Raw genomic sequence first — 22,582 nt, forward strand, 5'->3', positions numbered from 1 at the left:
AACGCTGGCAACGCTTGCCCGACTGATACCAGCAGGTATGCTGATCGCCTGCCGAGGAGATAGAAATGGCCTACGATTTTGACCTTTATGTGATTGGTGCCGGTTCCGGCGGTGTGCGTGCTGCGCGTTTTGCTGCCGGGTTTGGTGCGAAAGTGGCCGTGGCCGAGAGTCGTTATCTGGGCGGTACCTGCGTCAACGTTGGTTGCGTCCCGAAAAAATTGCTGGTGTACGGCGCGCATTTTGCCGAGGACTTTGAGCAGGCATCCGGGTTTGGCTGGAGTCTGGGTGAGGCCAATTTCGATTGGGCAACCCTGATCGCCAATAAGGATCGCGAGATCAATCGCCTCAACGGGATTTATCGCAATCTGCTGGTCAACAGCGGCGTGACCTTGCATGAAGCACACGCGAAGATCACTGGTCCACACGAGGTAGAGGTGAATGGCGAGCGCTTCACCGCCAAGAATATTCTGATCGCGACCGGTGGCTGGCCGCAGATTCCGGAAATTCCGGGGCACGAACATGCGATCAGCTCGAATCAGGCGTTCTTCCTTAAAGAGCTGCCAAAACGCGTATTGGTCGTTGGCGGCGGTTACATCGCGGTCGAATTCGCCGGGATTTTCCACGGCTTGGGCGCCAACACGACTTTGCTGTATCGCGGTGATCTGTTCCTGCGCGGTTTCGACGGTGCAGTGCGCAAGCACTTGCAGGAAGAACTGACCAAGCGCGGCATGGATCTGCAATTCAACGCAGACATCGCACGCATCGACAAGCAGGCCGACGGTTCGCTCAAGGCTACGCTCAAGGATGGTCGCGTACTTGAAGCAGATTGCGTGTTCTACGCCACGGGTCGTCGTCCGATGCTCGACAATCTCGGGCTGGAAAATACCGACGTGCAGTTGGACGACAAGGGCTTTATCAAGGTCGACGAGCAATATCAGACCACCGAGCCGTCGATTCTGGCGCTGGGCGATGTCATCGGCCGTGTGCAACTGACACCTGTGGCACTGGCTGAAGGCATGGCGGTGGCGCGGCGTCTGTTCAAGCCGGAGCAATATCGTCCGGTGGATTACAAGATGATCCCGACGGCGGTGTTCAGTCTGCCAAACATTGGCACTGTCGGTCTGACCGAGGAAGAAGCTCGCGAGCATGGGCATGAGGTGGTGATCTTCGAAAGCCGTTTCCGGCCGATGAAGCTGACCCTGACTGAATGTCAGGAACGCACGTTGATGAAGCTGGTGGTCGACGGCAAGACTGACAAGGTGCTCGGTTGCCACATGGTGGGTCCGGATGCCGGCGAAATCGTGCAAGGTCTGGCGATTGCCTTGAAGGCTGGCGCGACCAAGCGTGACTTCGACGACACGATCGGGGTACACCCGACGGCCGCCGAAGAGTTTGTCACCATGCGTACGCCGGTCGGCGCTTAAGCGTCTTTCGATTTGGCTTTGTCTGGCGCCGCCGCAACGGTGGCCGCCAGACGCAAGCTGTCTTCCAGGCTCGCCTGAGCTTTACTCAATTCCTTTTCCAGTGACTGATTGAGCTGCGATTGCTCGTCGGCGTTCTGTTTGAACGTCTGGCTTTCCAGCAGCGCCACGCGCAAGCGTTCCTGGAGGAGGGTGCGTTCGCTGTCGACGCGGCTGGTTTGTTCCAGCAATTGATCCTGGCGCTGATTGCTGTGCTTGAGTTGATCCTGCAACAGGCTCAGCTCACGAAGCGTTCCGCGATTTTCAGTCAGCAGGCGTTCGTTGTCGCGGTGCAACTGAGTAATCTCATCCTGGCGCACCAGCGAGCTTTGTTGCGCCTGACGCAACTCCATCTGCAATTGCTGCACTTGCCCTTCGTGGCGGCTCTGTTCCTGCTCGCGCTGTTCTTTGGTCGCGTTGCGGTAATGCTCAAGCGCGTCGCGGGCATGCAGGTGCTTTTCTTCCAGTGAGCGGATCTGCTCGTCCTTGTCTTGCAAGCGTAATTCGAAATCTGCCAGCGCCTGATTCAGGCCGGCGTTGCGGGTTTGCTCGGTCTGTAGCATCGAACGGATGTTTTGCAAGGCTTCGGATTCGCGTTCCAGCGCTGCGCCACGAATGTCGTGTTCCTGTTCGAGCTTTTCCAGTGTCTGGCGGGTCTGCTTCAACTGGGTTTCGAGCGCGTCACGCTGTTCCTCAAACTGCTCGCGGGCTTGTTCGATCGGCTCTTGCGCCTGTTCTTTCAGGCGTTGCGCAAGACGAGAAACCAGCGCCATCAGCTCATCATCAATAGGCTCGACGCTGGCTTCAACCGAAGTGCTGCCGTCATCCAGCTCCTTCAAATAACGATGGATCGTGGTTTTTGAGCCGGTGTTGCCCATTTCAATGCGTACTGCATCGATGCTTGGGTGTTCGCCGCGAGCCAGAATCGCTGTGCGCGCGATCTGCACCAGTGCTTTGGTAATGCCGCCACGGGCCATGTGAACTCCTACGATTACGTACTGTGGTACATGCCACTAAAGTACGCAGTGTACCATGCTGAAAACAAGTTTAAATTAATGATTTATATAGTGCGGGATATACTGGTATTACCCAATGTCATGCGCCAAAATGCGCTTTCCAACCCAGTAATCAGTACAGCTGCGAGAAATCTGCCCATGAGCGATCTGGATCGCTATCTGCAAGCCGCCACCCGTGACAACACCCGCCGCAGCTATCGTGCGGCGGTCGAGCACTTCGAAGTGACCTGGGGAGGATTTCTGCCGGCGACGGCTGACAGCGTTGCGCGCTATCTGGTAGCGCACGCGGGTGTGCTGTCGATCAACACGCTGAAACTGCGCTTGTCGGCGCTGGCGCAGTGGCATAACAGCCAGGGCTTTGCCGATCCGACCAAGGCACCGGTGGTGCGCAAGGCGTTCAAGGGCATTCGTGCGCTGCATCCAGCACAGGAAAAACAGGCCGAGCCGCTGCAATTGCAGGATCTGGAGCGCGTGGTCGATTGGCTCGAGCAGGAAGCCCTTACGGCCAAACAGCAACAGGATCGGCCGTCGTTGCTCCGGGCATATCGCGACCGGGCGCTGATCCTGCTCGGTTTCTGGCGTGGCTTTCGCAGTGACGAGTTGTGCCGTCTACAGATCGAGCATGTGCAGGCGCACGCGGGCGGGGGGATCACTCTGTATTTGCCGCGTAGCAAGGGCGACCGGGAAAACCTCGGGCAGACTTATCAAACCCCGGCGCTCCTGCGCTTGTGCCCGGTGCAGGCCTATATCGAATGGATCACCGAAGCTGCGCTGGTACGCGGTCCGGTGTTTCGCGGTATCGACCGCTGGGGCAATCTGAGCGAAGAGGAGCTGCACGCCAACAGCGTGATTCCTTTATTGCGCCAGGCTCTGGAGCGCGCCGGGATCGCTGCCGGACGCTACACCAGTCATTCCCTGCGTCGCGGCTTCGCAACCTGGGCCCATCAAAGCGGTTGGGATCTGAAGTCGCTGATGAGTTACGTCGGCTGGAAGGATATGAAGTCGGCAATGCGCTATGTTGAAGCCAGCCCCTTTCAAGGGATGGCTCGGATTACGGATAAACCGGCTTCGCCCTAGATATCGTTTTCTTCTATTAATACAGTCAGCTAATAGCGAAAACAAATCAGCAGCATCAGGTTTGCCAATGAGCCATCCGTCGAGTGAGTGGGTAGGATTCACCCCATCAACTTCATAACCCCTGACGGAGAGTCATCGATGCCTATCATCAACAGTCAAGTAAAACCGTTCAAAGCTACCGCGTTCAAAAACGGCGACTTCGTTCAAGTATCGGACGCTGACCTGAAAGGCAAGTGGTCGGTAGTGTTCTTCTACCCAGCCGACTTCACCTTCGTTTGCCCAACCGAGCTGGAAGACCTGGCTGACAACTACGCTGCTTTCCAGAAGCTCGGCGTAGAGATCTACAGCGTTTCCACCGACACCCACTTTGCTCACGCTGCCTGGCACAACACTTCGCCAGCCATCGGCAAAATCCAGTACACCATGATCGGCGACCCGACTCAGGTGATCTCCCGCAACTTCGACGTCCTGATCGAAGAAGCTGGTCTGGCTGACCGTGGCACCTTCGTGATCAACCCTGAAGGCCAGATCAAAATCGTTGAACTGAACGATGGCGGCGTTGGCCGTGACGCTTCCGAGCTGCTGCGCAAGATCAAGGCCGCTCAGTATGTTGCTGCTCACCCGGGCGAAGTTTGCCCAGCCAAGTGGAAAGAAGGCGAGGCCACTCTGGCTCCGTCCCTGGACCTGGTCGGCAAGATCTAAGTCTGTGACACGCTACTCAGGGCGGAACTCCGCACCTACTCAGTAAGCTGCACCGCCCTCAAGAAAAGCCCGGGCGAGATTCGCTCGGGCTTTTTTTCGCCTCAAATAAACAAAGGAAATCGCCCGTATGTTGGACGCCAATCTTAAAGCCCAGTTGAAATCGTACCTGGAACGGGTCACCCAGCCGATCGAGATCGTTGCTTCTCTCGACGACGGTGCGAAATCCCGTGAAATGCTTGAACTGCTGAAAGACGTTGCCAGTCTTTCGAGCCAAATTACCTTGATCGACAGCGGTGACGATGCACGCAAGCCATCGTTCTCGATCAACCGCCCGGGCGCTGACATCAGTCTGCGTTTCGCCGGTATCCCGATGGGCCACGAATTCACCTCGCTGGTGCTGGCCCTGCTGCAAGTCGGCGGCCACCCTTCGAAAGCCAGTGCTGAAGTGATCGAGCAGATTCGCTCGCTCAAAGGCGAATTCACATTTGAGACGTACTTCTCGCTGTCCTGCCAGAACTGCCCGGACGTGGTTCAGGCGCTGAACCTGATGGCCGTGTTGAACCCGAACATCCGCCACGTCGCCATCGACGGTGCGCTGTTCCAGGACGAAGTCAACGATCGCAAGATCATGGCCGTGCCGAGCATCTACTTGAACGGTGAAAATTTCGGTCAGGGCCGTATGGGCCTGGAAGAAATCCTCGCCAAACTCGACACTGGCGCCATCGAGCGTCAGGCCGAGAAAATCAGCGCCAAAGCGGCTTTCGACGTATTGGTCGTCGGCGGCGGTCCGGCCGGTGCTTCCGCAGCGATTTACGCTGCCCGTAAAGGCATTCGTACTGGCGTTGCGGCGGAGCGTTTCGGCGGACAAGTGCTGGACACCATGGCCATCGAGAACTTCATTTCCGTACAGGAAACCGAAGGCCCGAAACTGGCCACTGCGCTGGAAGAGCACGTCAAGCAATACGACGTGGACATCATGAACCTGCAACGTGCCGACAAGCTGATTCCGGGCAAAAACGGCGAACTGCATGAAGTCCGTTTCGCCAGCGGCGCGACCTTGAAGGCTAGAAGCGTGATTCTGGCGACCGGTGCGCGGTGGCGTGAAATGAACGTGCCGGGCGAACAGGATTACCGTAACAAAGGCGTGGCGTACTGCCCGCACTGCGATGGTCCGCTGTTCAAGGGCAAGCGCGTGGCGGTGATTGGCGGCGGTAACTCCGGCGTCGAAGCGGCCATCGACCTGGCGGGTATCGTGGCTCACGTGACCTTGCTGGAGTTTGACGTTCAACTGCGTGCCGATGCGGTATTGCAGCGCAAATTGCACAGCTTGCCGAACGTCACCGTGATCACCAGTGCGCAAACCACTGAAGTGACTGGCGACGGGCAGAAGGTCAACGGTCTGCGTTACAAGGATCGCAACACTGACGAACTGCGTACTGTCGAGCTGGAAGGGGTCTTCGTGCAGATCGGTCTGCTGCCTAACACCGATTGGCTCAAAGGCACCATCGAGCTTTCACCGCGTGGCGAGATCATTGTCGATAACCGTGGTGAAACGTCGATCCCTGGCATCTTCGCCGCAGGTGACGTGACCACCGTGCCGTACAAACAGATCGTAATTGCGGTGGGCGAGGGCGCCAAGGCTTCGCTGAGTGCATTCGATCACCTGATCCGCACATCGGCCCCGGCGTAAACGTCAGGCCTGAAACGAAAAAACCCATGAGTGATCATGGGTTTTTTTGTGCCGCCAGTTACAGCGGTGTTGGCTGAATAATCTCAACCCAATAGTTATCCGGGTCTTTGATAAACGCCAGGCTCTTCATGCGGCCATCGCTCAGGCGCTTCTGGAAGTCGCAGCCCAGTTCTTCGAAACGTGCACACGCGGCAACGATATCCGGTACCGAGATGCAGATATGGCCAAAACCACGCGGATCGGTATTGCCGTTGTGGTAAGCGAAGTCGGCGTCGTTTTCAGTGCCGTGGTTGTGGGTCAGTTCCAGAATGCCGGGAATCGACTTCATCCATTCGGTGCGCGCAGCGGCGTCGGCCGGGATCTGCGCCTTGTCGACCAGAGCCAGGAAATACAGGCTGAACTCGGCTTCCGCGAAGTCGCGCTTTTCAACCAGCGAGAAACCCAGAACGCGGGTGTAGAAATCCAGCGACTTGGTGATGTCCTTCACACGCAGCATGGTGTGGTTGAAGACGAAATTGCGGGTTGCGCTGTCCGGGGCGGCGGTAATGCCAGGGAAAGTGTTCAGTTCGTGCAGGCTCATAGGCCCTCCGTAACAATGGGCGAGTGAATGGACGCAATGATACGCATGCCTGTCGGCATCGCCAAACCGAATACGCGGCTTGCCCTGAGCGCGGTCGGGCCTCAGACTTTGCGGATCAATCTGCGAGTGCTTCCGGTAATGATCCGACCGTTCAAATGGCTGTTGGTTTTTGTCAGCTTGTCCCTGATTGCTGGTCCGCTATTGGCGGATGAGCCGAGCATTACCTGGCCCACCGGGTGGGAAGTCGAGACAGTGCCCGCTGCGACGCCTCAGGTTTCCCGGCAGCGCGCAGTGAAAAACGACGCCGATGGCAATCAAGTCATGGTGATGGAGTTGACGATGACTCAGGTGGAAAGTGGCCATCAAGTCAACTTGCAGGGTGTCTTGCTGGAAATGCGCAAGTCGATCCAGAAGGACTTTTTCCAGGGCGGTTATCAGAGTGTCTGTAACCGAGTGCATCAGGCGACGCTGGGTTCCTTGTCGGCGCTGGAAACCACTTGCACGATCACTGAAAACGGCCGGCATGTGTTGTCGCAAACATTGGTTGCAGCCGTTGACGCCGATAAGGCATACGTACTTTCTTACGCGGGCCAGGCAGAGGTTTATAAGGCCAGCGAAGGCGAAATAGTGGCGGTGAGAAACAGTCTGAAACTTTAATCATCTGTTCTGTGCCGCTGCGAGTGTTAGATACGCGAACGGATTAAGCACAAAGTTTAAATTCAGCATGGCTTGCAACATCGTGGCGCACAATGTTTAGCGCTTTGGCTCAGCGACGTTACAGACAAATCCTAACTTTCTCGGCGAAATTCGTTACATTTGTTAAATGTCAGCCATAAAAAAGCCCTGCAATGGCAGGGCTTTGCTTACAGGCGGAAGATTAACCGCGCAACCAGGAATCAACGGTGGCTGCACCGTATTGTTCCTTCCAGGCTTTCAGCCCGCGATGATTGCCACCCTTGGTTTCAATCAATTCGCCGGTGTGCGGGTTGTGGTAAACCTTGACCACACGAGCACGACGGGTTTTAGGCGCTGCGGATGTCTGCAGGGCGGATTTGGCCGGGTTCGGATCGAGAATGGCGATGATGTCTTTCAGGCCTTTGCCGTAGTGTTTCATCAACCCTTGAAGCTTTTCTTCGAATTCGATTTCTTTCTTGAGCCCGGCATCGTTCTTCAGCGATTCCAGCTGCTTGAGCTGTTCCTGAAGGGCTTTTTCAGCTGCACGAAATTCAGCGAGTCTGGACAATATCTTTACTCCAATAGTGTGTTTGGCTGATACCAACCGCAAACAAAGCTATAAGCCAAGAGCCTTGAAGCGACTCGGTGATAATGGCTCACCTGCGAATCTAGCGTCAGGCATGAAAAATTGTAGTAGTTAATGACGCAAGAGTAAATCCTGAGTTTTTCTTCATGTAACGGAGGCACACTTTTGTATCAAATTGGTGCGCCTGGGCGGCGCACCTGTCTAGAGATCGCTTAGTTAATGGTGATTTAATGCGTTAATGAAATCCGCTGCCGGCATTGGTTTGCCGAACAGGTAGCCTTGCAGGAAGTTGACGTGATGATGGGCAGTCAAATAATCGGACTGCGCCTGGGTTTCCACGCCCTCGGCGACAATCCCCAGATCAAGCTTGGCCGACAGTTCAATGATGCTGTCCAGAATATGCCGCGATAACGCGTCGAGACCGATCATGGCGACGAAACTCTGATCAATCTTCAGGAAGTCGACATTGAACTTGCGCAGATAGGCGAGGCTGGAGTGACCGGTGCCAAAGTCATCGATGGCGATTCTTACGCCAAGCGCATGCAACTGATCGAACAGTTGCCGGGTAACGTCGGTCGGCTCGATCAGCTCGCGCTCGGTCAGCTCCAGTACCAGATCAATGCTGCCGGGGACAAAGGCTGCAAGGAACTCGCGGCAGTCCTCAACCAACTCCAGATCCTGGCAATGGTTTGCCGTGATGTTGATACCTACGTGAAATGGCGCGGGCAGAGTCGAGGAGATCGGCCCGAGCAGGGCGGCAGTCTGTCTCATCAAGGCTCGGGTCATCGGTACGATCAGGCCGGAATGCTCGGCGAACGGAATGAACAGATCCGGGCGTACCAGGCCCTCCTTGGGATGGTTCCAGCGCATCAGAACTTCGGCGCCCGACCACAACTTGCTGTCGCCGTGTACCACCGGCTGAAAGTACGGAATAAACTCGCCAGCCTCCAGCGCCCTCAGCATTTCATGGCTCGGCGAAGTAGAGCGCTTTTGCACCATATGGCCGATTGCGCCTGACACCACACCAAAAAACATCAGCAGGCTGAACAGCGGCGGATATTCAACGAGCATGTAACGCCAGGTTTCGCCCTCGGGGTAGCCAGCGGACACACTGAAGGCATAGCGTGAAGAATTCAGCATGCTTTGCGCCACTGGCAGCTCTGGCGGAGGGCCTTCATGTACTTTGCCATCCGCAGATAACCAGGTATCGCCGACCTGCAGCAATAAAAGCGTTTGCCGGCCGATCAGACGCAGAATGTTACTCAGGTGATAGCCGTCGAGCGTCGTCAGCGCGCCGCCCCGGCCTTCGCTCAGCCGAAACACCAGCAGCGCGGTGTTGGGTGTCACCGGGTTGCCATTCATCAGCCATAACTTGCCCTGCGCGTAATCGCCCGGGTTGACCGCTTCCTGATAATCACCGAACAACGAACTGCAATAGAGGTTGTTGTCCCAGACCAGATTGGTCGAGCGCACGAAAGGGCGCCGCGTGACCTGCTCGCGCAAGGCCAGCTTGACGTCGTTGCAGGGTTGGCCTGCCAGTGGCAGCAGCTCGTGGGCTGCCTGGGCGGTGTTGTCGAGCATCAACTCGAATTGGCGCAAGGCTTCGTCGGCAGTGTTCTGACTGCTTTGCTGCAAAGAGCGCTCGGCTTGCATATAGAGGATCGCGGTGCCCAGTAAAAAGGGAAGCAGGCCGCAGATCAGCGTTACCAATATTCGGATGCTGCGATTGCGGCGGGGTCTTACAGTCAGGGGCATGGGCGCATCCTGTTACGAAAAATGAGGTTCTCGAATGCAGGCCGGGCGAGGGCGCGCCAACTCAAGGTAGATCAATCAAAGGGGATGATAGATGGCCGGTGTCGCTTGCGCCGCTCAACTCCGGTGGATTCGTAGCGCGGATCAATAAATGCAAGGGCGGCTACCTGTGCAACAAACCCCTTGCGCGTACGCCAGAAAAGCGGATTTTATAGAGAGGGCAGACAACCACTATTACGCTGTGTAGAATCGGTTTACGCATACAATAATAATCGTCTTCTGGCAGCAGAAGCCTCGCCCGCAAGAGCCTTGGGTCGACAATGAAGATATTCGGGTTTCAACTGATCTACGGTGACTTCCTCGCCCGCAGTGTGCGCGGCATCTCCTGCGCGCCTCCCGCCGACCTCAGCATTACTGACAAATAACCCTGGTTAATTGATAAGAATGATGAGGCGTCACCATGACAGATTTATACGAAAACCCAATGGGCCTGATGGGCTTTGAGTTCATCGAGTTCGCATCGCCGACGCCTGGCGCGCTGGAGCCGATCTTCGAGATCATGGGCTTCACCAAGGTCGCAACCCACCGCTCCAAGAACGTGCACCTGTATCGTCAGGGCGCGATCAATCTGATCCTCAACAACGAACCGAACAGCGTTGCCTCGTACTTTGCGGCCGAACACGGCCCGTCGGTGTGCGGCATGGCGTTCCGCGTCAAGGATTCGCAAAAGGCCTACAGCCGCGCACTGGAACTCGGCGCTCAGCCGATCCACATCGAAACCGGCCCGATGGAACTGAACCTGCCGGCGATCAAAGGCATTGGCGGCGCGCCGCTGTACCTGATCGACCGTTTCGGTGAAGGCAGCTCGATCTACGACATCGACTTCGTGTTTATCGAAGGTGTTGATCGCAATCCAGTCGGTGCCGGCCTGAAGATCATCGACCACCTGACCCACAACGTATATCGCGGCCGCATGGCTTACTGGGCGAACTTCTACGAGAAGCTGTTCAACTTCCGTGAAATCCGCTACTTCGACATCAAGGGCGAATACACCGGCCTGACCTCGAAAGCCATGACTGCGCCGGACGGCATGATCCGTATCCCGCTCAACGAAGAGTCGTCGAAGGGTGCGGGGCAGATCGAAGAGTTCCTGATGCAGTTCAACGGTGAAGGCATCCAGCACGTGGCGTTCCTCAGCGATAACCTGATTGACACCTGGGATCGCCTGAAGAAAATCGGCATGCGCTTCATGACTGCACCGCCGGAAACCTATTACGAAATGCTTGAAGGTCGCCTGCCAAACCACGGCGAGCCAGTCGATCAACTGCAATCGCGCGGTATCTTGCTGGACGGTTCGTCCGAGTCGGGCGACAAGCGTCTGCTGCTGCAGATCTTCTCGGAAACCCTGATGGGGCCGGTGTTCTTCGAATTCATCCAGCGCAAGGGCGATGATGGCTTCGGCGAGGGCAACTTCAAGGCACTGTTCGAGTCGATCGAGCGTGACCAGGTACGTCGTGGTGTACTGACTGCCGACTAATCTGCTACTCCGATGAAACTTGTGGGAGCTAGCCTGCTAGCGATAGCGTCTTCAGATTCAACATTGATGTTGACTGACAGATCGCAATCGCTAGCAGGCTAGCTCCCACAGTTGTTTTGCATCGGGCTTAAAATCTGCGCTGGCGCATCAGGTGCTTGAAGCCTTCGAACACCAGCACCACAACCGCCAGCCAGATTGGAATGTAAGTCAGCCATTCTCCCGACTTGATGCTCTCACCGAGCAACAGCGCGACACCGAGCAGCAACACCGGCTCAACATAACTCAACAAGCCAGTCGATCAACTGCAATCGCGCGGTATCTTGCTGGACGGTTCGTCCGAGTCGGGCGACAAGCGTCTGCTGCTGCAGATCTTCTCGGAAACCCTGATGGGGCCGGTGTTCTTCGAATTCATCCAGCGTAAAGGCGATGATGGCTTCGGCGAGGGTAACTTCAAGGCACTGTTCGAATCGATCGAGCGTGACCAGGTGCGTCGTGGCGTACTGACTGCCGAGTAATCTGCTACTCCGATGAAACTTGTGGGAGCTAGCCTGCTAGCGATAGCGTCTTCAGATTCAACATTGATGTTGACTGACAGATCGCAATCGCTAGCAGGCTAGCTCCCACAGTTGTTTTGCATCGGGCTTAAAATCTGCGCTGGCGCATCAGGTGCTTGAAGCCTTCGAACACCAGCACCACAACCGCTAGCCAGATCGGAATGTAAGTCAGCCATTCCCCCGACTTGATGCTCTCACCGAGCAACAGCGCGACACCGAGCAACAACACCGGCTCAACATAGCTCAACAAGCCAAACAGACTGAACGGCAGCAAACGGCTGGCAATGATGTACACCACCAATGCCGACGCGCTGATCAGACCCAGCAGCGGAATCAGCCACATCAACCCCGGATACTGATCGAACACGCCAAAACCTTGCTCGCCACCCTGCACAAACCAGTACGCGACCGGCAGCATCAGGGTCATATCGACCCACAATCCGCCGAGGTGGTCGGTCTTCAAGCGTTTGCGCAGCACGAAATACAGCGGGTAACCGACCACGACTACAATCGTCGCCCAGGAAAAACCGCCGACCTGATACAGCTCGTTCAACACGCCAAGCGTGGCGAAGAACACCGCGATCTTTTGCAGATACGACAAGCTGTCGCCATAGGCGATACGCCCGGTCAGCACCATCGCCAGGGGCAACAGAAAATACCCCAGCGACACATCAAGGCTGTAGCCGTTGAGCGGCGCCCACATGAACAGCCAAAGCTGCACGCCCAGCAACGCTGCCGAGACGAGCAGACCGCCGATCAGCTTGGGGTAACCCGCCACCAGACGCAGCAACTCCAGCACTCGCCGCCATTCACCGGACACCAGCATGAACACGGTCATGCAGGGCACGGTCAGGAGCATCCGCCAGCCGAAGATTTCCACACCGCTCAAAGGAGTGAGCAGCGAGGTGTAGTAATACATGACGGCAAACAGCACCGAGGCTGAAACCGATAGAGCGATACCTTTAGACAAACTGTCCTCGCGGAGTGGTGGTAAAACGGGGCGCGAAGGATACGTGGTTTTTGTGCTGAATATTGGCCGGATGCTCAATATTTACAACATCTGCCAAAGCACTGACCCAACTCCATTGTAGGAGCTGCGGCACGCTGCGATCTTTTGATCTTGCTTCTAAAAAACAAAATCAAAAGATCGCAGCGTGCCGCAGCTCCTACAGGGGTATGTGTCAGGCCTGAATAGGTTTACGGCCAGACACAAAATGGCTCACATCATTAAATCCCGGTGTCGACGCATGTCCCGGCGTCACCAGTGAATCAATGAATGCCTCATCTTCGGCGGTGATTTTTACGGCCTGCGCCTTGGTATACGCATCCCACTGTTCTTCAGTACGCGGCCCGACAATCGCCGACGTCACCGCGCTGTTGTTCAGCACCCAGGCAATCGCAAACTCGACCATGCCGACTCCGCGCCCTTGGGTGTATTGCTGGATCTGCTGAGCAATGCGCAGGGATTCCACCCGCCATTCGGTTTCCAGAATGCGCTTGTCCTGTCGCCCGGCGCGGCTGTTGGCGTCCGGTGTGACATCCGGCGCATATTTGCCGCTGAGCACGCCACGGGCCAGCGGACTGTATGGAACAACGCCGAGGCCATAAGTCTGGGCGGCGCTGATTTGCTCGGTCTCGGCCTGGCGGTTGACGATGTTGTACAGCGGCTGACTGATGACCGGGCGATCAATGCCCAGTTTGTCAGCGATGCGAATCACCTCGGCAATCCGCCAGCCGCGATAGTTCGACAGACCCCAATAGCGAATCTTGCCCTGACGAATCAGATCGCCGATGGCCGACACCGTCACTTCCAACGGTGTGTTGTGGTCCTCGCGATGCAGGTAATAAATGTCGAGATAGTCGGTGCCAAGGCGAGTGAGGCTGGCATCGAGGGCATTGAAGATGTGCTTGCGGCTCAAGCCGCTGCGGTTCGGCACACCATCCGCCGGGCCGAAGCCGACTTTGGTCGCCAGCACCCACTCATGGCGATTGCCGGCAATCGCTTCGCCGACGATCTCTTCGGAGCGACCGTTGGTGTAGACGTCAGCGGTGTCGATGAAATTGACGCCCTGATCCCAGGCCTTGTCGATGATGCGCAGCGAATCTTCGGTACTGGTATGCTCGCCGAACATCATCGTCCCGAGGGTCAGGGTAGACACCTGCAACCCCGAATGACCCAGTGTGCGATAGCTCATGTCGAACTCCTTTTGCCGATGGGAAAGCTTCCATCAAATACCAGAAGCGCTGCATGGGGCAAAGTGAATTAAAGCAAAAAGATCGCAGCCCCCGGCAGCTCCAACAGGATGTACATCAATCCAGTGTGGGAACTGCCGAAGGCTGCGATCTTTTGATCTTGCTGAATTAGGCCCGCAACGTACGCGTCATCCGCAACGCCAACAGGCTACCGCCGACAATCACACCCGCCAGCAGATACAGCGCGGCATCGGTCGAACCGGTGGTGTCCTTGACCCAACCCACCAGGTACGGGCTAAGGAAACCCGCCATTTGCCCCATCGAGTTGATCAACGCCAGACCACCGGCAGCAGCGCCCGCACTGAGCATCGCCGTCGGCACCGGCCAGAACATCGGCAGACCCGTCAGCGCACCCATCGTGGCGATGGTCAGACCAAGGATGGCAATCGCCGGGTTGGCGGCGAAATTGACCGCAATCACCAGACCGATAGCGCCCATCAGCATCGGCACCACCAAGTGCCAGCGACGTTCTTTGCGCAAGTCAGCCGAGCGACCGACCACCAGCATGAACACCGCCGCCAGCAGGTACGGAATCGCGCTCAACCAGCCAATCACCAGGTTGTCGCTGAAACCGAGGTTCTTGATGATCGACGGCAGCCAGAAGTTGATCGCGTAAACGCCACTCTGGATGCAGAAGTAGATCAGGCCAAACGCCCAGATCGCCGGGTTCTTGAACACCGCCAGCAGCGAATCGGAGGTGGTTTTCGGCTTGTTCGCGAGGTCTTCGGCCTGATCCGCTTCGAGCACCGCACGCTCGTGCGGCGTCAGCCACTTGGCGTTGGCGAAGCTGTCGCTCAGCAGGAAGTAGGCGAGGGCGCCGAGAATTACCGTCGGGATGCCTTGCAGCAGGAACATCCACTGCCAACCGGCCAAACCGCCCTGGCCAGCAGCGAAGTGATTGAGAATCCAGCCTGAGAACGGGCTGCCGAGCAAACCGGACACCGGGATTGCGGACATGAACAGCGCCATGATCCGACCCCGGCGGAAGGTCGGGAACCACTGCGAGAGATACAACACAACGCCCGGGAAGAACCCGGCTTCAGCCGCACCGGTAAACAGGCGCAGCGTGTAGAACTCGGTCGGTGTGGTGACGAACAGCAGGCAGGTCGACAGCGTGCCCCAGGTGATCATCATCACCGCGATCCAGCGTCGCGGGCCAAATTTGGTCAGGGCAAGGTTGCTCGGTACGCCGCACAGCACGTAGCCAATGAAGAAGATCCCGGCACCGAGGCCGTATACGGTTTCACTGAATTTCAGCGCGTCGAGCATCTGCAGTTTGGCAAATCCAACGTTTACCCGGTCGAGGTAGTTGAACAGGTAGCAGATGAAGATGAAGGGGATCAAACGCAGGGTAATGCGTTTGTAGACGGCATTTTTGTCGTCAGCGATGGCCTGGGTGGCAGCGGCGCTCTGTGACATGGCGGCTCTCTCTTTATTATGATTTTTTGCGATGCAAAGGGTAACGTTGATCGCCCTGAGAGTCTCGGTCACCTTTGGCCGGATTGTCTTTGTGCCTGAGCACAGGGTTTGTCGCCAAGCCCTGTGCGGGTGAACAACCGTCCGCGCCTGTTTTCAAGGATTCTAGTCGTTATGTTCGAACTCGATCACGATCTGGCACAAGACATCGTCGACCGGGCGATGGCCATTTTGCCGTACAACGTCAACGTCATGGACAGCCAGGGGCTGATCCTCGGCAGTGGTGAGCCGGAGCGCATCAACACCCGCCACGAAGGCGCGCAACTGGTACTGGCCAATGGGCGCGTGGTGGAAATCGACGCGCAGACAGCGGTGCATCTCAAAGGCGTGCAGCCGGGGATCAACTTGCCGCTGTTGCTCGATCAGCGTTTGATTGGCGTACTCGGCATCACCGGCGAGCCGGAGCAACTGCGCACTTACGCCGAACTGGTGCGCATGACCGCTGAAATGCTGGTCGGCCAGCGCAATCAACAGGCCGAGCAGCAATGGCGCCGTCAGCGCTGCGATGATCTGCTGGCGTTGCTGCTGAGCGAAGCGGGGGACTCGCCGCGACTGGTCGATGAAGCTCAGCAATTGGGGCTCAAGCCGCAATTGACCCGGGTGCCATATCTGTTCGAACTAGGTCTGGAGCATGGCCCGGGGCAAACCGTCGAGGCCTTGAGCGCGTGGCTGACTTCGCGCTATCCGGACAGTTGGTGCGTGAGTTCGGCGAAGTCGTCGCTGTTGTGGTGTCGTCCGGCGAGCCAGAACGTCGAGCATGATCGCTTGCTGGAAAAGCTCGATGGCCTCGGCTGGAACATTCTGCGTATCGCCGTCGGTGGGCAGGCTGATGGGCTGAGCGGATTGCGCCGCTGTTATCGGCGAGTCGGTGATCTGCTCGCGTATGGCCGGGAAGTGCTGCCGCGTTCAAGGTTGCTGACGCTCAATCGCTATCGGTTGCCGGTGATGCTCTGGCGACATCGCAATGACGATGCGCTCGACGAACTGCTCAAGCCGTTGCGTAAAGTCATAGCCAAGGACGGCAACGGCCAATTACTGGCGACCTTGCGCAGTTGGTGTGATCACGACGGGCAAAGCCAGGCCTGTGCGGATGCGCTGGGCATTCACCGCAACAGCTTGCGCTATCGCATGGAGCGGATTGCCGAGCTAAGCGGTGTTGATCCGTTGCGTCTGGACGGCATGCTCGCCCTGTACCTGGGCGTGCAACTACTCCCTCAGACTGACGCAAATCCCCTGTAATTGCATGGACTCGCCCACGCCGAGGCGTCAATGCGCCACGGTGGCAGTCTAAACAGCCAACGGCAGCGAGGGCGAGTCCATGAAAAAGAATACGACGATAGATCAGTCTCTGTCTCCAGCCGATTTGTCGGCCTGCAAGACCGTGGCAATTGATCTTGCCAAGCAGGTTTTTCAGGTCGCTGGGGAAAATGCCCTCGGCCAGCTTTGTTACGAGAAGCGGATCAAGTCTCGTGAAGCATTCAGTGCGTTCCTGAGCAAGCTGGCGCCCGATGTTGTTGTCTTGATCGAGACCGGACCGGGTGCGCAAGCGTGGGCTCGGCAGTTGCAAAACTAGGGCAATCTGGCACGCATCCTTCCCGCCAAGCTTGTGGCGGATCACAGCAGCGGCGCGAAAAACGATCGCAACGATGCGCTTGCGATATTACGTGCAGGCCGCGATAGCAACATTGCAGCCGTCCCGATCAAAAGTGCGGCGGCGCTGGCCATGCAGGCACTGCACAGAGCTCGACAGGGTTATGTACGCCGGCGTACAGCAATGAGTAACCAGATGCGAGGTCTGTTGTTGGAACACGGGGTTGCCTTGGCGCAGGGCGATGCGGCTATCAACCAGAAGATCCCGCGGGTGCTTGAAGACGCTGCGCTGCCACTACCCGATATGTTGCGCGAGCTGATCGACGAACTTCTGGGCGAGTGGCGGTATCTGGGCGAGCGGGTCAACGTGTTGACTGGCCGTTTGGAGGCAGCCGCCAATGCGGACAAGACCGCGAAACGGCTAATGACGATACGCGGTGTTGGCCCGATTATCGCCACTGCGATGCTTGCCAAGCAGACCGAGCCTGAGCGCTTCGCCGACGCACGCCAGTTTGCGGCTTACTTCGGCATGGTGCCTGATCAGCACAGCAGCGGAGAAAAAGTGCGCCTCGGCAAGATGAGCAAGCGAGGTGATGGCTACCTGCGCAGCCTGATGATCCAAGGTGCGCATTCAGTGTTGAGGCAGTTGAAACCCAACTCTGAGCAGCCGGATGACCGTCGTATGCTAGCGTGGTTGAGCCGTCTGGGACGCAAGGAGGCGGCCGTTAGAGTGGCCAACCGCAACCTGCGCATCATGTGGAAACTGCTACAGAATGACCAAACTTATCGCCGCCGCCCGGCTGACGGCCAGGAAACTGCGATGAGCCATTGATCGACCGAGTTCTGCCACCGGGCGCGAACCGCGCCCTACCTCTGCTAGCAAACATTGACCCCAGGTAAGACCGACGCGGATTGATGCCTTAGCTCCTACTGGCCCTTGAGGCCTGATTGTAATTGGCACATCGCGAGCTCAACCAATGTTGGCCAGAAGCCGAAGCCGGCTTCCTCGAATAGGCCTTATACATAGATGCAGCCGGGTAGCAGTGTTTAAAAGCGGGTAGACAGTGGAGGCGAGTCCATACATAGGAGCTGCCGAAGGCTGCGATCTTTTGATCTTGCGCTTAAAAACAACATCAAAAGATCGCAGCGTGCCGCAGCTCCTACGGGTTTTGCATATCGGCTCGGGGCTTTTGTAGAAATGAACAATAAACGCCTGCGCCGCTTGTGCAGCGGACAGGCGTCAATGCGCATGCCGACTGGCAGCATGAGGAGCATTGGAACTGGAGAATTCGCATGAAGATCGTCATCGCCCCCGATTCGTTCAAGGACAGCCTGAGTGCCCAAGGCGTGGCCGAAGCCATTGCATTGGGCCTGGCGCAGGTATGGCCGCAGGCAACATTGGTCAAATGCCCGATGGCTGACGGCGGCGAAGGCACGGTCGAGTCGATTCTCGCCGCATGTGAAGGCGAGCTGCGCCGCACCCGTGTGCGCGGCCCCTTGGGTGCGCCGGTTGAAGCGGCGTGGGGCTGGTTGCCGCACAACCACACTGCAATCATCGAAATGGCCGAGGCCAGCGGTTTGCAACTGGTGCCACCGGGGCAGCGCGATGCCTGCATCAGCAGCACCTTTGGCACTGGCGAGCTGATTCGCGCGGCGCTCGACGCTGGCGCAGAACGAGTAATCCTGGCCATCGGAGGCAGCGCCACCAACGATGGCGGTGCCGGTGCGATGCAAGCGCTCGGGGTGAAACTGCTGGATGCACAAGGTCAGACACTGGTGCCGGGCGGATTGGCCTTGGCGCAATTGGCGCGGCTTGATTTGAGTGAGCTCGATCCGCGTCTGGCCGAGGTGCGTTTCGACATCGCTGCTGACGTGAATAATCCGCTGTGCGGTCCCCATGGTGCGTCGGCGATTTTCGGCCCGCAGAAAGGCGCCTCACCGGCGCAAGTGCAGCAACTGGATCAGGCGCTCGGGCACTTCGCTGATCTGTGCGCGCCAGCCTTGGGCAAAGACGTGCGCGATGAACCGGGCAGTGGCGCGGCGGGTGGCTTGGGTTTCGCCGCCAAGGCGTTTCTCGGCGCAAGGTTTCAGGCCGGAGTGGAAGTGGTCGCCGAATTGGTAGGGCTCGCCGAAGCAGTGCAAGGCGCGGATCTGGTGATTACCGGTGAAGGCCGTTTCGACGCGCAGACCTTGCGCGGCAAAACCCCGTTCGGTGTTGCGCGGATCGCCAAACAGCACGGCGTGCCGGTGATCGTCATCGCCGGGACCTTGGGCGAGGGATATCAGGAGCTCTACGGGCACGGCATCGATGCGGCGTTCGCCGTCACCAGCGGCCCGATGACCCTGGAACAGGCGTGCGCCGAGGCGCCGCGATTGTTGCGTGAGCGCGCAACCGATATCGCCCGCGTCTGGCAACTGGCCAAACACTAACCCCTGTAGGAACTGCGGCACGCTGCGATCTTTTGATGTTGTTTTTTAAGAGCAAGATCAAAAGATCGCAGCGTGCCGCAGCTCCTACAACGGCGATGGTTGTTTCATCTCTGTAACACCTTGAAAAATATTTTCTCTTTACACGAAACCTTCCTAAAGCCTGGCCGATATAGAGATCAGGCGCACGACGACTCCCTTCGAACAGTGACGCCGGGCTGAACCCGCCAAGGGGCCAGTGATTACGGCAAGGACGCTCGCAGTCTCCACTATCGAGAGTCCCTCTATGTCCTTGCGTAACCTGAATATCGCGCCGCGTGCCTTCCTCGGTTTTGCCTTTATCGCCTTGCTGGTGATCCTGCTCGGCGTGTTTGCCGTCGACCGAATGTCGATCATCCGCCAGGCCTCGATCGATATGGAGACCAATCAACTGCCCAGCGTTGGTTATCTCGGCAAAGTGACGGAAAACGTCCTGCGCCTGCGCATTTTATCGTTCCGGGTGCTGGTCAACCGTGAGCCGGCGGCGTTGCAGGATGCGCAGGCTCGCATCAACGATTTGGTGGACAAGGTTCGCAGCGCTCAGGCCAGTTATGCAGCGTTGCCTGCCGGTGGCGAAGAACTCTCGCAGTACCACGCCTTTGCGGCGACCCTCGACAACTACCTGCAAGCACAAAGTCAGATGATGGACCTGTCGCGCCAGGACAAGATCGAGGACATGCGCAACCTGATCAACACGCGGATCAAGGACGGCACCGATCAGATGGGCGAGCAACTGAACAAACTGATCGCGATTAACGCAGCCGATGCGAAAACCGCCTCCAATCAGGCCGGCGACCACTACGACAGCGCCATCACCGGCATCGTCGGCGTGGCCATTGTTGCCGCGCTGGCCACCGTGTTACTGGCCTGGTTGCTGACCCGCAGCATCGTCACTCCGTTGAACCGTGCAGTGGCCGCCGCGCAAACCATCGCCGCCGGCAACCTGACCAAAACCATTGAAATCGACGGCAAGGACGAGCCGGCACGCCTGCTTGAAGCGCTGTCGGCGATGCAGACCAACCTGCGCAAAACCATCGAGCAGATCGCTGGTTCCGCCACGCAACTGGGCGCCGCTGCCGAAGAGCTCAGCGCGGTCACCGAAGAAGCCTCTCGTGGCCTGCAACAACAGAATAATGAAATCGAACAAGCGGCCACCGCCGTCAACGAGATGACCGCCGCAGTCGAAGAAGTGGCACGCAACGCGGTCTCGACTTCCGAAGCCTCGAACCAGTCGACCCAGGCTGCCCGTGAAGGCCGCGATCAGGTGGTGAAAACCGTCGATGCGATCCAGACCATGACCCACGACGTGCAAAACACCTCGCAGATGATTGAAGGCCTCGCCGCGCAGGGCCGTGACATCGGCAAAGTGCTCGACGTGATCCGCGCCATCGCCGAACAGACCAACCTGCTGGCGCTCAACGCTGCCATCGAAGCGGCACGAGCCGGTGAAGCCGGTCGCGGGTTTGCCGTGGTGGCGGACGAAGTGCGGGCGCTCGCCCATCGCACCGCGCAATCGACCCAGGAAATCGAAAAAATGGTCGCCGGGATTCAGAACGGCACTGGCGAAGCCGTGAATTCGATGCAGCAAAGCAACCAGCGCACACACTCCACGCTGGAAATGGCCCGCGCCGCCGGCATTGCGCTGGAGCAGATCACCCAGTCGATCCATCAGATCAACGAACGCAACATGGTGATCGCCAGCGCTTCGGAAGAGCAGGCGCAGGTGTCGCGTGAAGTCGACCGCAATCTGGTCAACATCCGCGATCTGGCCACGCAATCTGCCGCAGGGGCCAACCAGACCAGCGCCGCGACCCATGAACTGTCGCGTCTGGCGGTGGATTTGAATGCCATGGTGGCGCGTTTTGTGATTTGAGATAGGGTGAAGGCTGGAGACCGCGCAATCAGGAGACGTGCATGCGCTATTCAGCCTTGACCCAACGCATTGCCGGGGAGGGCGCCGCCGCCTGGCAGATTCACGACCGGGCACTGGCGTTACTTGCCGAGGGGGTCGATGTATTGCTGTTGACCGTGGGCGATCCGGATTTCGATACGCCGATGCCGATTGTTCACGGGGCCATCGACAGTTTGCTCGCTGGCGATACACATTATTCCGAAGTGCGCGGCCGGTTGGCGCTGCGCAAACTGATCGCTGCACGGCATCAGCAGCGCAGTGGTCAGGTGGTGGATGCCGAGCACGTCATCGTCTTGCCCGGCGCGCAATGCGCGGTGTACTCGGTGGCGCAATGTCTGCTCGATCCGGGCGACGAGGTGATCGTCGCCGAGCCGATGTATGTGACCTACGAAGGTGTGTTCGGCGCTTGCGGCGCGAAGGTTGTGCCGGTGCCGGTTCGTCCCGAAAACGGCTTTCGGGTCGATCCGCTGGATGTCGCCGCACGTATCACGCCGAAGACTCGCGCGATGTTGCTCAACAGTCCGAACAATCCCAGCGGCGCGAGCCTTTCACTGCTGATCTGGCAGGAACTGGCGGCACTGTGCATTCGTAACGACTTGTGGCTGATCAGCGACGAGGTCTACAGCGACTTGCTGTACGAAGGCCAGCACATCAGCCCGGCGAGTCTACCGGGCATGGCCGAACGTACCGCGACCATCAATAGCCTGTCGAAGTCCCACGCCATGACCGGGTGGCGAGTTGGTTGGTCAATTGGTCCCAAAGCCCTGGCCGAACACTTGGTGAATTTGTCGTTGAGCATGCTTTTCGGCTTGCCGGACTTCGTGCAAAAAGCCGCGCAAGTGGCGCTGGAAAAGGATCTGCCGGAAGTGGCGCAGATGCGCGATGAGTATCGCTTGCGTCGGGATCTGGTCTGCGAGCGTTTGCGCGGCTGCCCGGGGTTGCAGCCGGTTTGTCCGGATGGCGGGATGTTCGTGATGGTCGATGTGCGTCAAACCGGGCTCGGGGCGCAGGCATTTGCCGAGCGGCTGCTGGAAGGTTACGGCGTTTCGGTGCTGCCCGGTGAGGCGTTCGGGCCGAGTGCGGCGGGGCATATACGGATTGGGCTGGTGGTCGATAGGGTGAAGTTGGCGGATGCCTGTGCGCGGATTGCGCTGTGTGCGGCGCAGTTGCTACAGGCGCGTAGTGCCTGAGGGTTTTGTGTTGTCAGGACTGGCGTCATCGCTGGCAAGCCAAGCTCCCACAGGTTCTTCAGTGTT

The 22,582-nt window shown here is 58.0% G+C and carries 17 protein-coding genes and 4 pseudogenes; 13 read left to right on the forward strand and 8 right to left on the reverse strand.

Annotated elements, in window-relative coordinates:
- Window positions 1-65: 65 nt before the first annotated feature.
- Entirely contained in the window at window positions 66-1,424 is a 1,359-nt protein-coding gene (gene gorA / locus ACIOZM_RS03475; RefSeq protein ID WP_401209614.1) for a glutathione-disulfide reductase, read from the forward strand.
- Here gorA and ACIOZM_RS03480 read toward each other — a convergent pair.
- Window positions 1,421-2,437: a DNA-binding protein gene (locus tag ACIOZM_RS03480; protein ID WP_401209617.1), complete on the reverse strand. Its 1,017-nt coding sequence runs from the start codon at window positions 2,435-2,437 to the stop codon at window positions 1,421-1,423. The two genes, gorA and ACIOZM_RS03480, sit on opposite strands and share 4 nt — an antisense overlap.
- Window positions 2,438-2,614: 177 nt before the next feature.
- On the opposite strand from ACIOZM_RS03480, the gene ACIOZM_RS03485 reads away from it, so the two are divergent.
- The 3 genes from ACIOZM_RS03485 (at window position 2,615) to ahpF (ending at window position 5,945) form a co-directional block, all read left to right on the forward strand.
- On the forward strand, window positions 2,615-3,553 hold the full coding sequence (locus ACIOZM_RS03485; RefSeq protein WP_401209619.1) for a site-specific integrase: 939 nt from the start codon (window positions 2,615-2,617) through the stop codon (window positions 3,551-3,553).
- A gap of 138 nt (window positions 3,554-3,691) precedes the next feature.
- Window positions 3,692-4,255 (forward strand): alkyl hydroperoxide reductase subunit C, encoded by a 564-nt coding sequence (ahpC, locus tag ACIOZM_RS03490; protein WP_007958941.1) that lies wholly within the window; start codon window positions 3,692-3,694, stop codon window positions 4,253-4,255.
- 127 nt (window positions 4,256-4,382) lie between these two features.
- Entirely contained in the window at window positions 4,383-5,945 is a 1,563-nt protein-coding gene (ahpF, locus tag ACIOZM_RS03495) for an alkyl hydroperoxide reductase subunit F (protein ID WP_401209622.1), read from the forward strand.
- A gap of 58 nt (window positions 5,946-6,003) precedes the next feature.
- On the opposite strand, the gene gloA is transcribed toward ahpF, so the two are convergent.
- Window positions 6,004-6,525, reverse strand: coding sequence for a lactoylglutathione lyase (gloA, locus tag ACIOZM_RS03500; protein ID WP_401209625.1), 522 nt, complete (start codon window positions 6,523-6,525; stop codon window positions 6,004-6,006).
- A gap of 138 nt (window positions 6,526-6,663) precedes the next feature.
- Here gloA and ACIOZM_RS03505 point away from each other — a divergent pair, with 138 nt between their 5' ends.
- The gene (locus tag ACIOZM_RS03505; RefSeq protein ID WP_401209705.1) at window positions 6,664-7,182 is read left to right on the forward strand and encodes a DUF4946 domain-containing protein; all 519 of its coding nucleotides are present in this window, start codon (window positions 6,664-6,666) and stop codon (window positions 7,180-7,182) included.
- A gap of 220 nt (window positions 7,183-7,402) precedes the next feature.
- Here ACIOZM_RS03505 and ACIOZM_RS03510 read toward each other — a convergent pair whose 3' ends face one another.
- Together ACIOZM_RS03510 and ACIOZM_RS03515 are read right to left on the reverse strand one after the other, a co-directional pair.
- A complete protein-coding gene (locus tag ACIOZM_RS03510; protein WP_401209627.1) occupies window positions 7,403-7,768 on the reverse strand; it encodes a histone-like nucleoid-structuring protein, MvaT/MvaU family in 366 nt (121 codons plus the stop codon).
- Between the two features lie 234 nt (window positions 7,769-8,002).
- The gene (locus ACIOZM_RS03515) at window positions 8,003-9,541 is read right to left on the reverse strand and encodes an EAL domain-containing protein (protein ID WP_401209630.1); all 1,539 of its coding nucleotides are present in this window, start codon (window positions 9,539-9,541) and stop codon (window positions 8,003-8,005) included.
- 457 nt (window positions 9,542-9,998) lie between these two features.
- On the opposite strand from ACIOZM_RS03515, the gene hppD reads away from it, so the two are divergent.
- Window positions 9,999-11,075, forward strand: a complete 1,077-nt coding sequence (gene hppD, locus ACIOZM_RS03520) for a 4-hydroxyphenylpyruvate dioxygenase (protein WP_401209633.1) — start codon at window positions 9,999-10,001, stop codon at window positions 11,073-11,075.
- 127 nt (window positions 11,076-11,202) lie between these two features.
- Here the strand turns inward: hppD and ACIOZM_RS03525 are convergent.
- Window positions 11,203-11,367 (reverse strand): annotated as a pseudogene (locus ACIOZM_RS03525) (EamA family transporter RarD); the annotation flags it as partial.
- On the opposite strand from ACIOZM_RS03525, the pseudogene ACIOZM_RS03530 reads away from it, so the two are divergent.
- Window positions 11,363-11,590, forward strand: a pseudogene (locus tag ACIOZM_RS03530) (4-hydroxyphenylpyruvate dioxygenase); the annotation flags it as partial. The pseudogenes ACIOZM_RS03525 and ACIOZM_RS03530 overlap by 5 nt on opposite strands.
- A 127-nt stretch (window positions 11,591-11,717) precedes the next feature.
- Here the strand turns inward: ACIOZM_RS03530 and rarD are convergent.
- The 3 genes from rarD to ACIOZM_RS03545 form a co-directional block, all read right to left on the reverse strand.
- The gene (gene rarD, locus ACIOZM_RS03535) at window positions 11,718-12,599 is read right to left on the reverse strand and encodes an EamA family transporter RarD (protein WP_401209636.1); all 882 of its coding nucleotides are present in this window, start codon (window positions 12,597-12,599) and stop codon (window positions 11,718-11,720) included.
- Between the two features lie 211 nt (window positions 12,600-12,810).
- Window positions 12,811-13,824: an aldo/keto reductase gene (locus ACIOZM_RS03540; RefSeq protein ID WP_401209639.1), complete on the reverse strand. Its 1,014-nt coding sequence runs from the start codon at window positions 13,822-13,824 to the stop codon at window positions 12,811-12,813.
- 166 nt (window positions 13,825-13,990) lie between these two features.
- Window positions 13,991-15,301, reverse strand: a complete 1,311-nt coding sequence (locus tag ACIOZM_RS03545; protein WP_401209642.1) for an MFS transporter — start codon at window positions 15,299-15,301, stop codon at window positions 13,991-13,993.
- Window positions 15,302-15,472: 171 nt separating this feature from the next.
- Here ACIOZM_RS03545 and ACIOZM_RS03550 point away from each other — a divergent pair, with 171 nt between their 5' ends.
- From ACIOZM_RS03550 to ACIOZM_RS03575, 6 genes and pseudogenes are all read left to right on the forward strand, one after another.
- The gene (locus ACIOZM_RS03550) at window positions 15,473-16,597 is read left to right on the forward strand and encodes a sugar diacid recognition domain-containing protein (RefSeq protein WP_401209645.1); all 1,125 of its coding nucleotides are present in this window, start codon (window positions 15,473-15,475) and stop codon (window positions 16,595-16,597) included.
- A gap of 124 nt (window positions 16,598-16,721) precedes the next feature.
- Window positions 16,722-17,780, forward strand: a pseudogene (locus ACIOZM_RS03555) (IS110 family transposase).
- A gap of 461 nt (window positions 17,781-18,241) precedes the next feature.
- Complete coding sequence (locus ACIOZM_RS03560) at window positions 18,242-19,378, forward strand: glycerate kinase (protein WP_401209647.1); 1,137 nt, start codon at window positions 18,242-18,244, stop codon at window positions 19,376-19,378.
- A 283-nt stretch (window positions 19,379-19,661) separates the two neighbouring features.
- Window positions 19,662-20,429 (forward strand): annotated as a pseudogene (locus ACIOZM_RS03565) (MCP four helix bundle domain-containing protein); the annotation flags it as partial.
- Window positions 20,424-21,287, forward strand: a complete 864-nt coding sequence (locus ACIOZM_RS03570; protein WP_401209708.1) for a methyl-accepting chemotaxis protein — start codon at window positions 20,424-20,426, stop codon at window positions 21,285-21,287. The pseudogene ACIOZM_RS03565 and the gene ACIOZM_RS03570, both read left to right, overlap by 6 nt.
- Before the next feature lie 41 nt (window positions 21,288-21,328).
- A complete protein-coding gene (locus ACIOZM_RS03575; RefSeq protein WP_401209650.1) occupies window positions 21,329-22,516 on the forward strand; it encodes a pyridoxal phosphate-dependent aminotransferase in 1,188 nt (395 codons plus the stop codon).
- Window positions 22,517-22,582 lie beyond the last annotated feature (66 nt).

Origin of the sequence: Pseudomonas sp. NPDC087346 (assembly GCF_044744235.1) — a bacterium.
Classification (GTDB): domain Bacteria; phylum Pseudomonadota; class Gammaproteobacteria; order Pseudomonadales; family Pseudomonadaceae; genus Aquipseudomonas.

Bases quoted from the DNA above. Each gene is read 5' to 3' on its own strand.
- hppD (WP_401209633.1), top strand. From the start codon at position 9,999: ATGACAGATTTATACGAAAACCCAATGGGCCTGATGGGCTTTGAGTTC.
- ACIOZM_RS03570 (WP_401209708.1), top strand. From the start codon at position 20,424: ATGCAGACCAACCTGCGCAAAACCATCGAGCAGATCGCTGGTTCCGCC.
- ACIOZM_RS03545 (WP_401209642.1), bottom strand. From the start codon at position 15,301: ATGTCACAGAGCGCCGCTGCCACCCAGGCCATCGCTGACGACAAAAAT.
- ACIOZM_RS03540 (WP_401209639.1), bottom strand. From the start codon at position 13,824: ATGAGCTATCGCACACTGGGTCATTCGGGGTTGCAGGTGTCTACCCTG.
- ahpC (WP_007958941.1), top strand. From the start codon at position 3,692: ATGCCTATCATCAACAGTCAAGTAAAACCGTTCAAAGCTACCGCGTTC.
- gorA (WP_401209614.1), top strand. From the start codon at position 66: ATGGCCTACGATTTTGACCTTTATGTGATTGGTGCCGGTTCCGGCGGT.
- ACIOZM_RS03505 (WP_401209705.1), top strand. From the start codon at position 6,664: ATGATCCGACCGTTCAAATGGCTGTTGGTTTTTGTCAGCTTGTCCCTG.
- gloA (WP_401209625.1), bottom strand. From the start codon at position 6,525: ATGAGCCTGCACGAACTGAACACTTTCCCTGGCATTACCGCCGCCCCG.
- ACIOZM_RS03480 (WP_401209617.1), bottom strand. From the start codon at position 2,437: ATGGCCCGTGGCGGCATTACCAAAGCACTGGTGCAGATCGCGCGCACA.
- ACIOZM_RS03485 (WP_401209619.1), top strand. From the start codon at position 2,615: ATGAGCGATCTGGATCGCTATCTGCAAGCCGCCACCCGTGACAACACC.
- ACIOZM_RS03550 (WP_401209645.1), top strand. From the start codon at position 15,473: ATGTTCGAACTCGATCACGATCTGGCACAAGACATCGTCGACCGGGCG.
- ACIOZM_RS03560 (WP_401209647.1), top strand. From the start codon at position 18,242: ATGAAGATCGTCATCGCCCCCGATTCGTTCAAGGACAGCCTGAGTGCC.
- ACIOZM_RS03575 (WP_401209650.1), top strand. From the start codon at position 21,329: ATGCGCTATTCAGCCTTGACCCAACGCATTGCCGGGGAGGGCGCCGCC.
- ahpF (WP_401209622.1), top strand. From the start codon at position 4,383: ATGTTGGACGCCAATCTTAAAGCCCAGTTGAAATCGTACCTGGAACGG.
- ACIOZM_RS03515 (WP_401209630.1), bottom strand. From the start codon at position 9,541: ATGCCCCTGACTGTAAGACCCCGCCGCAATCGCAGCATCCGAATATTG.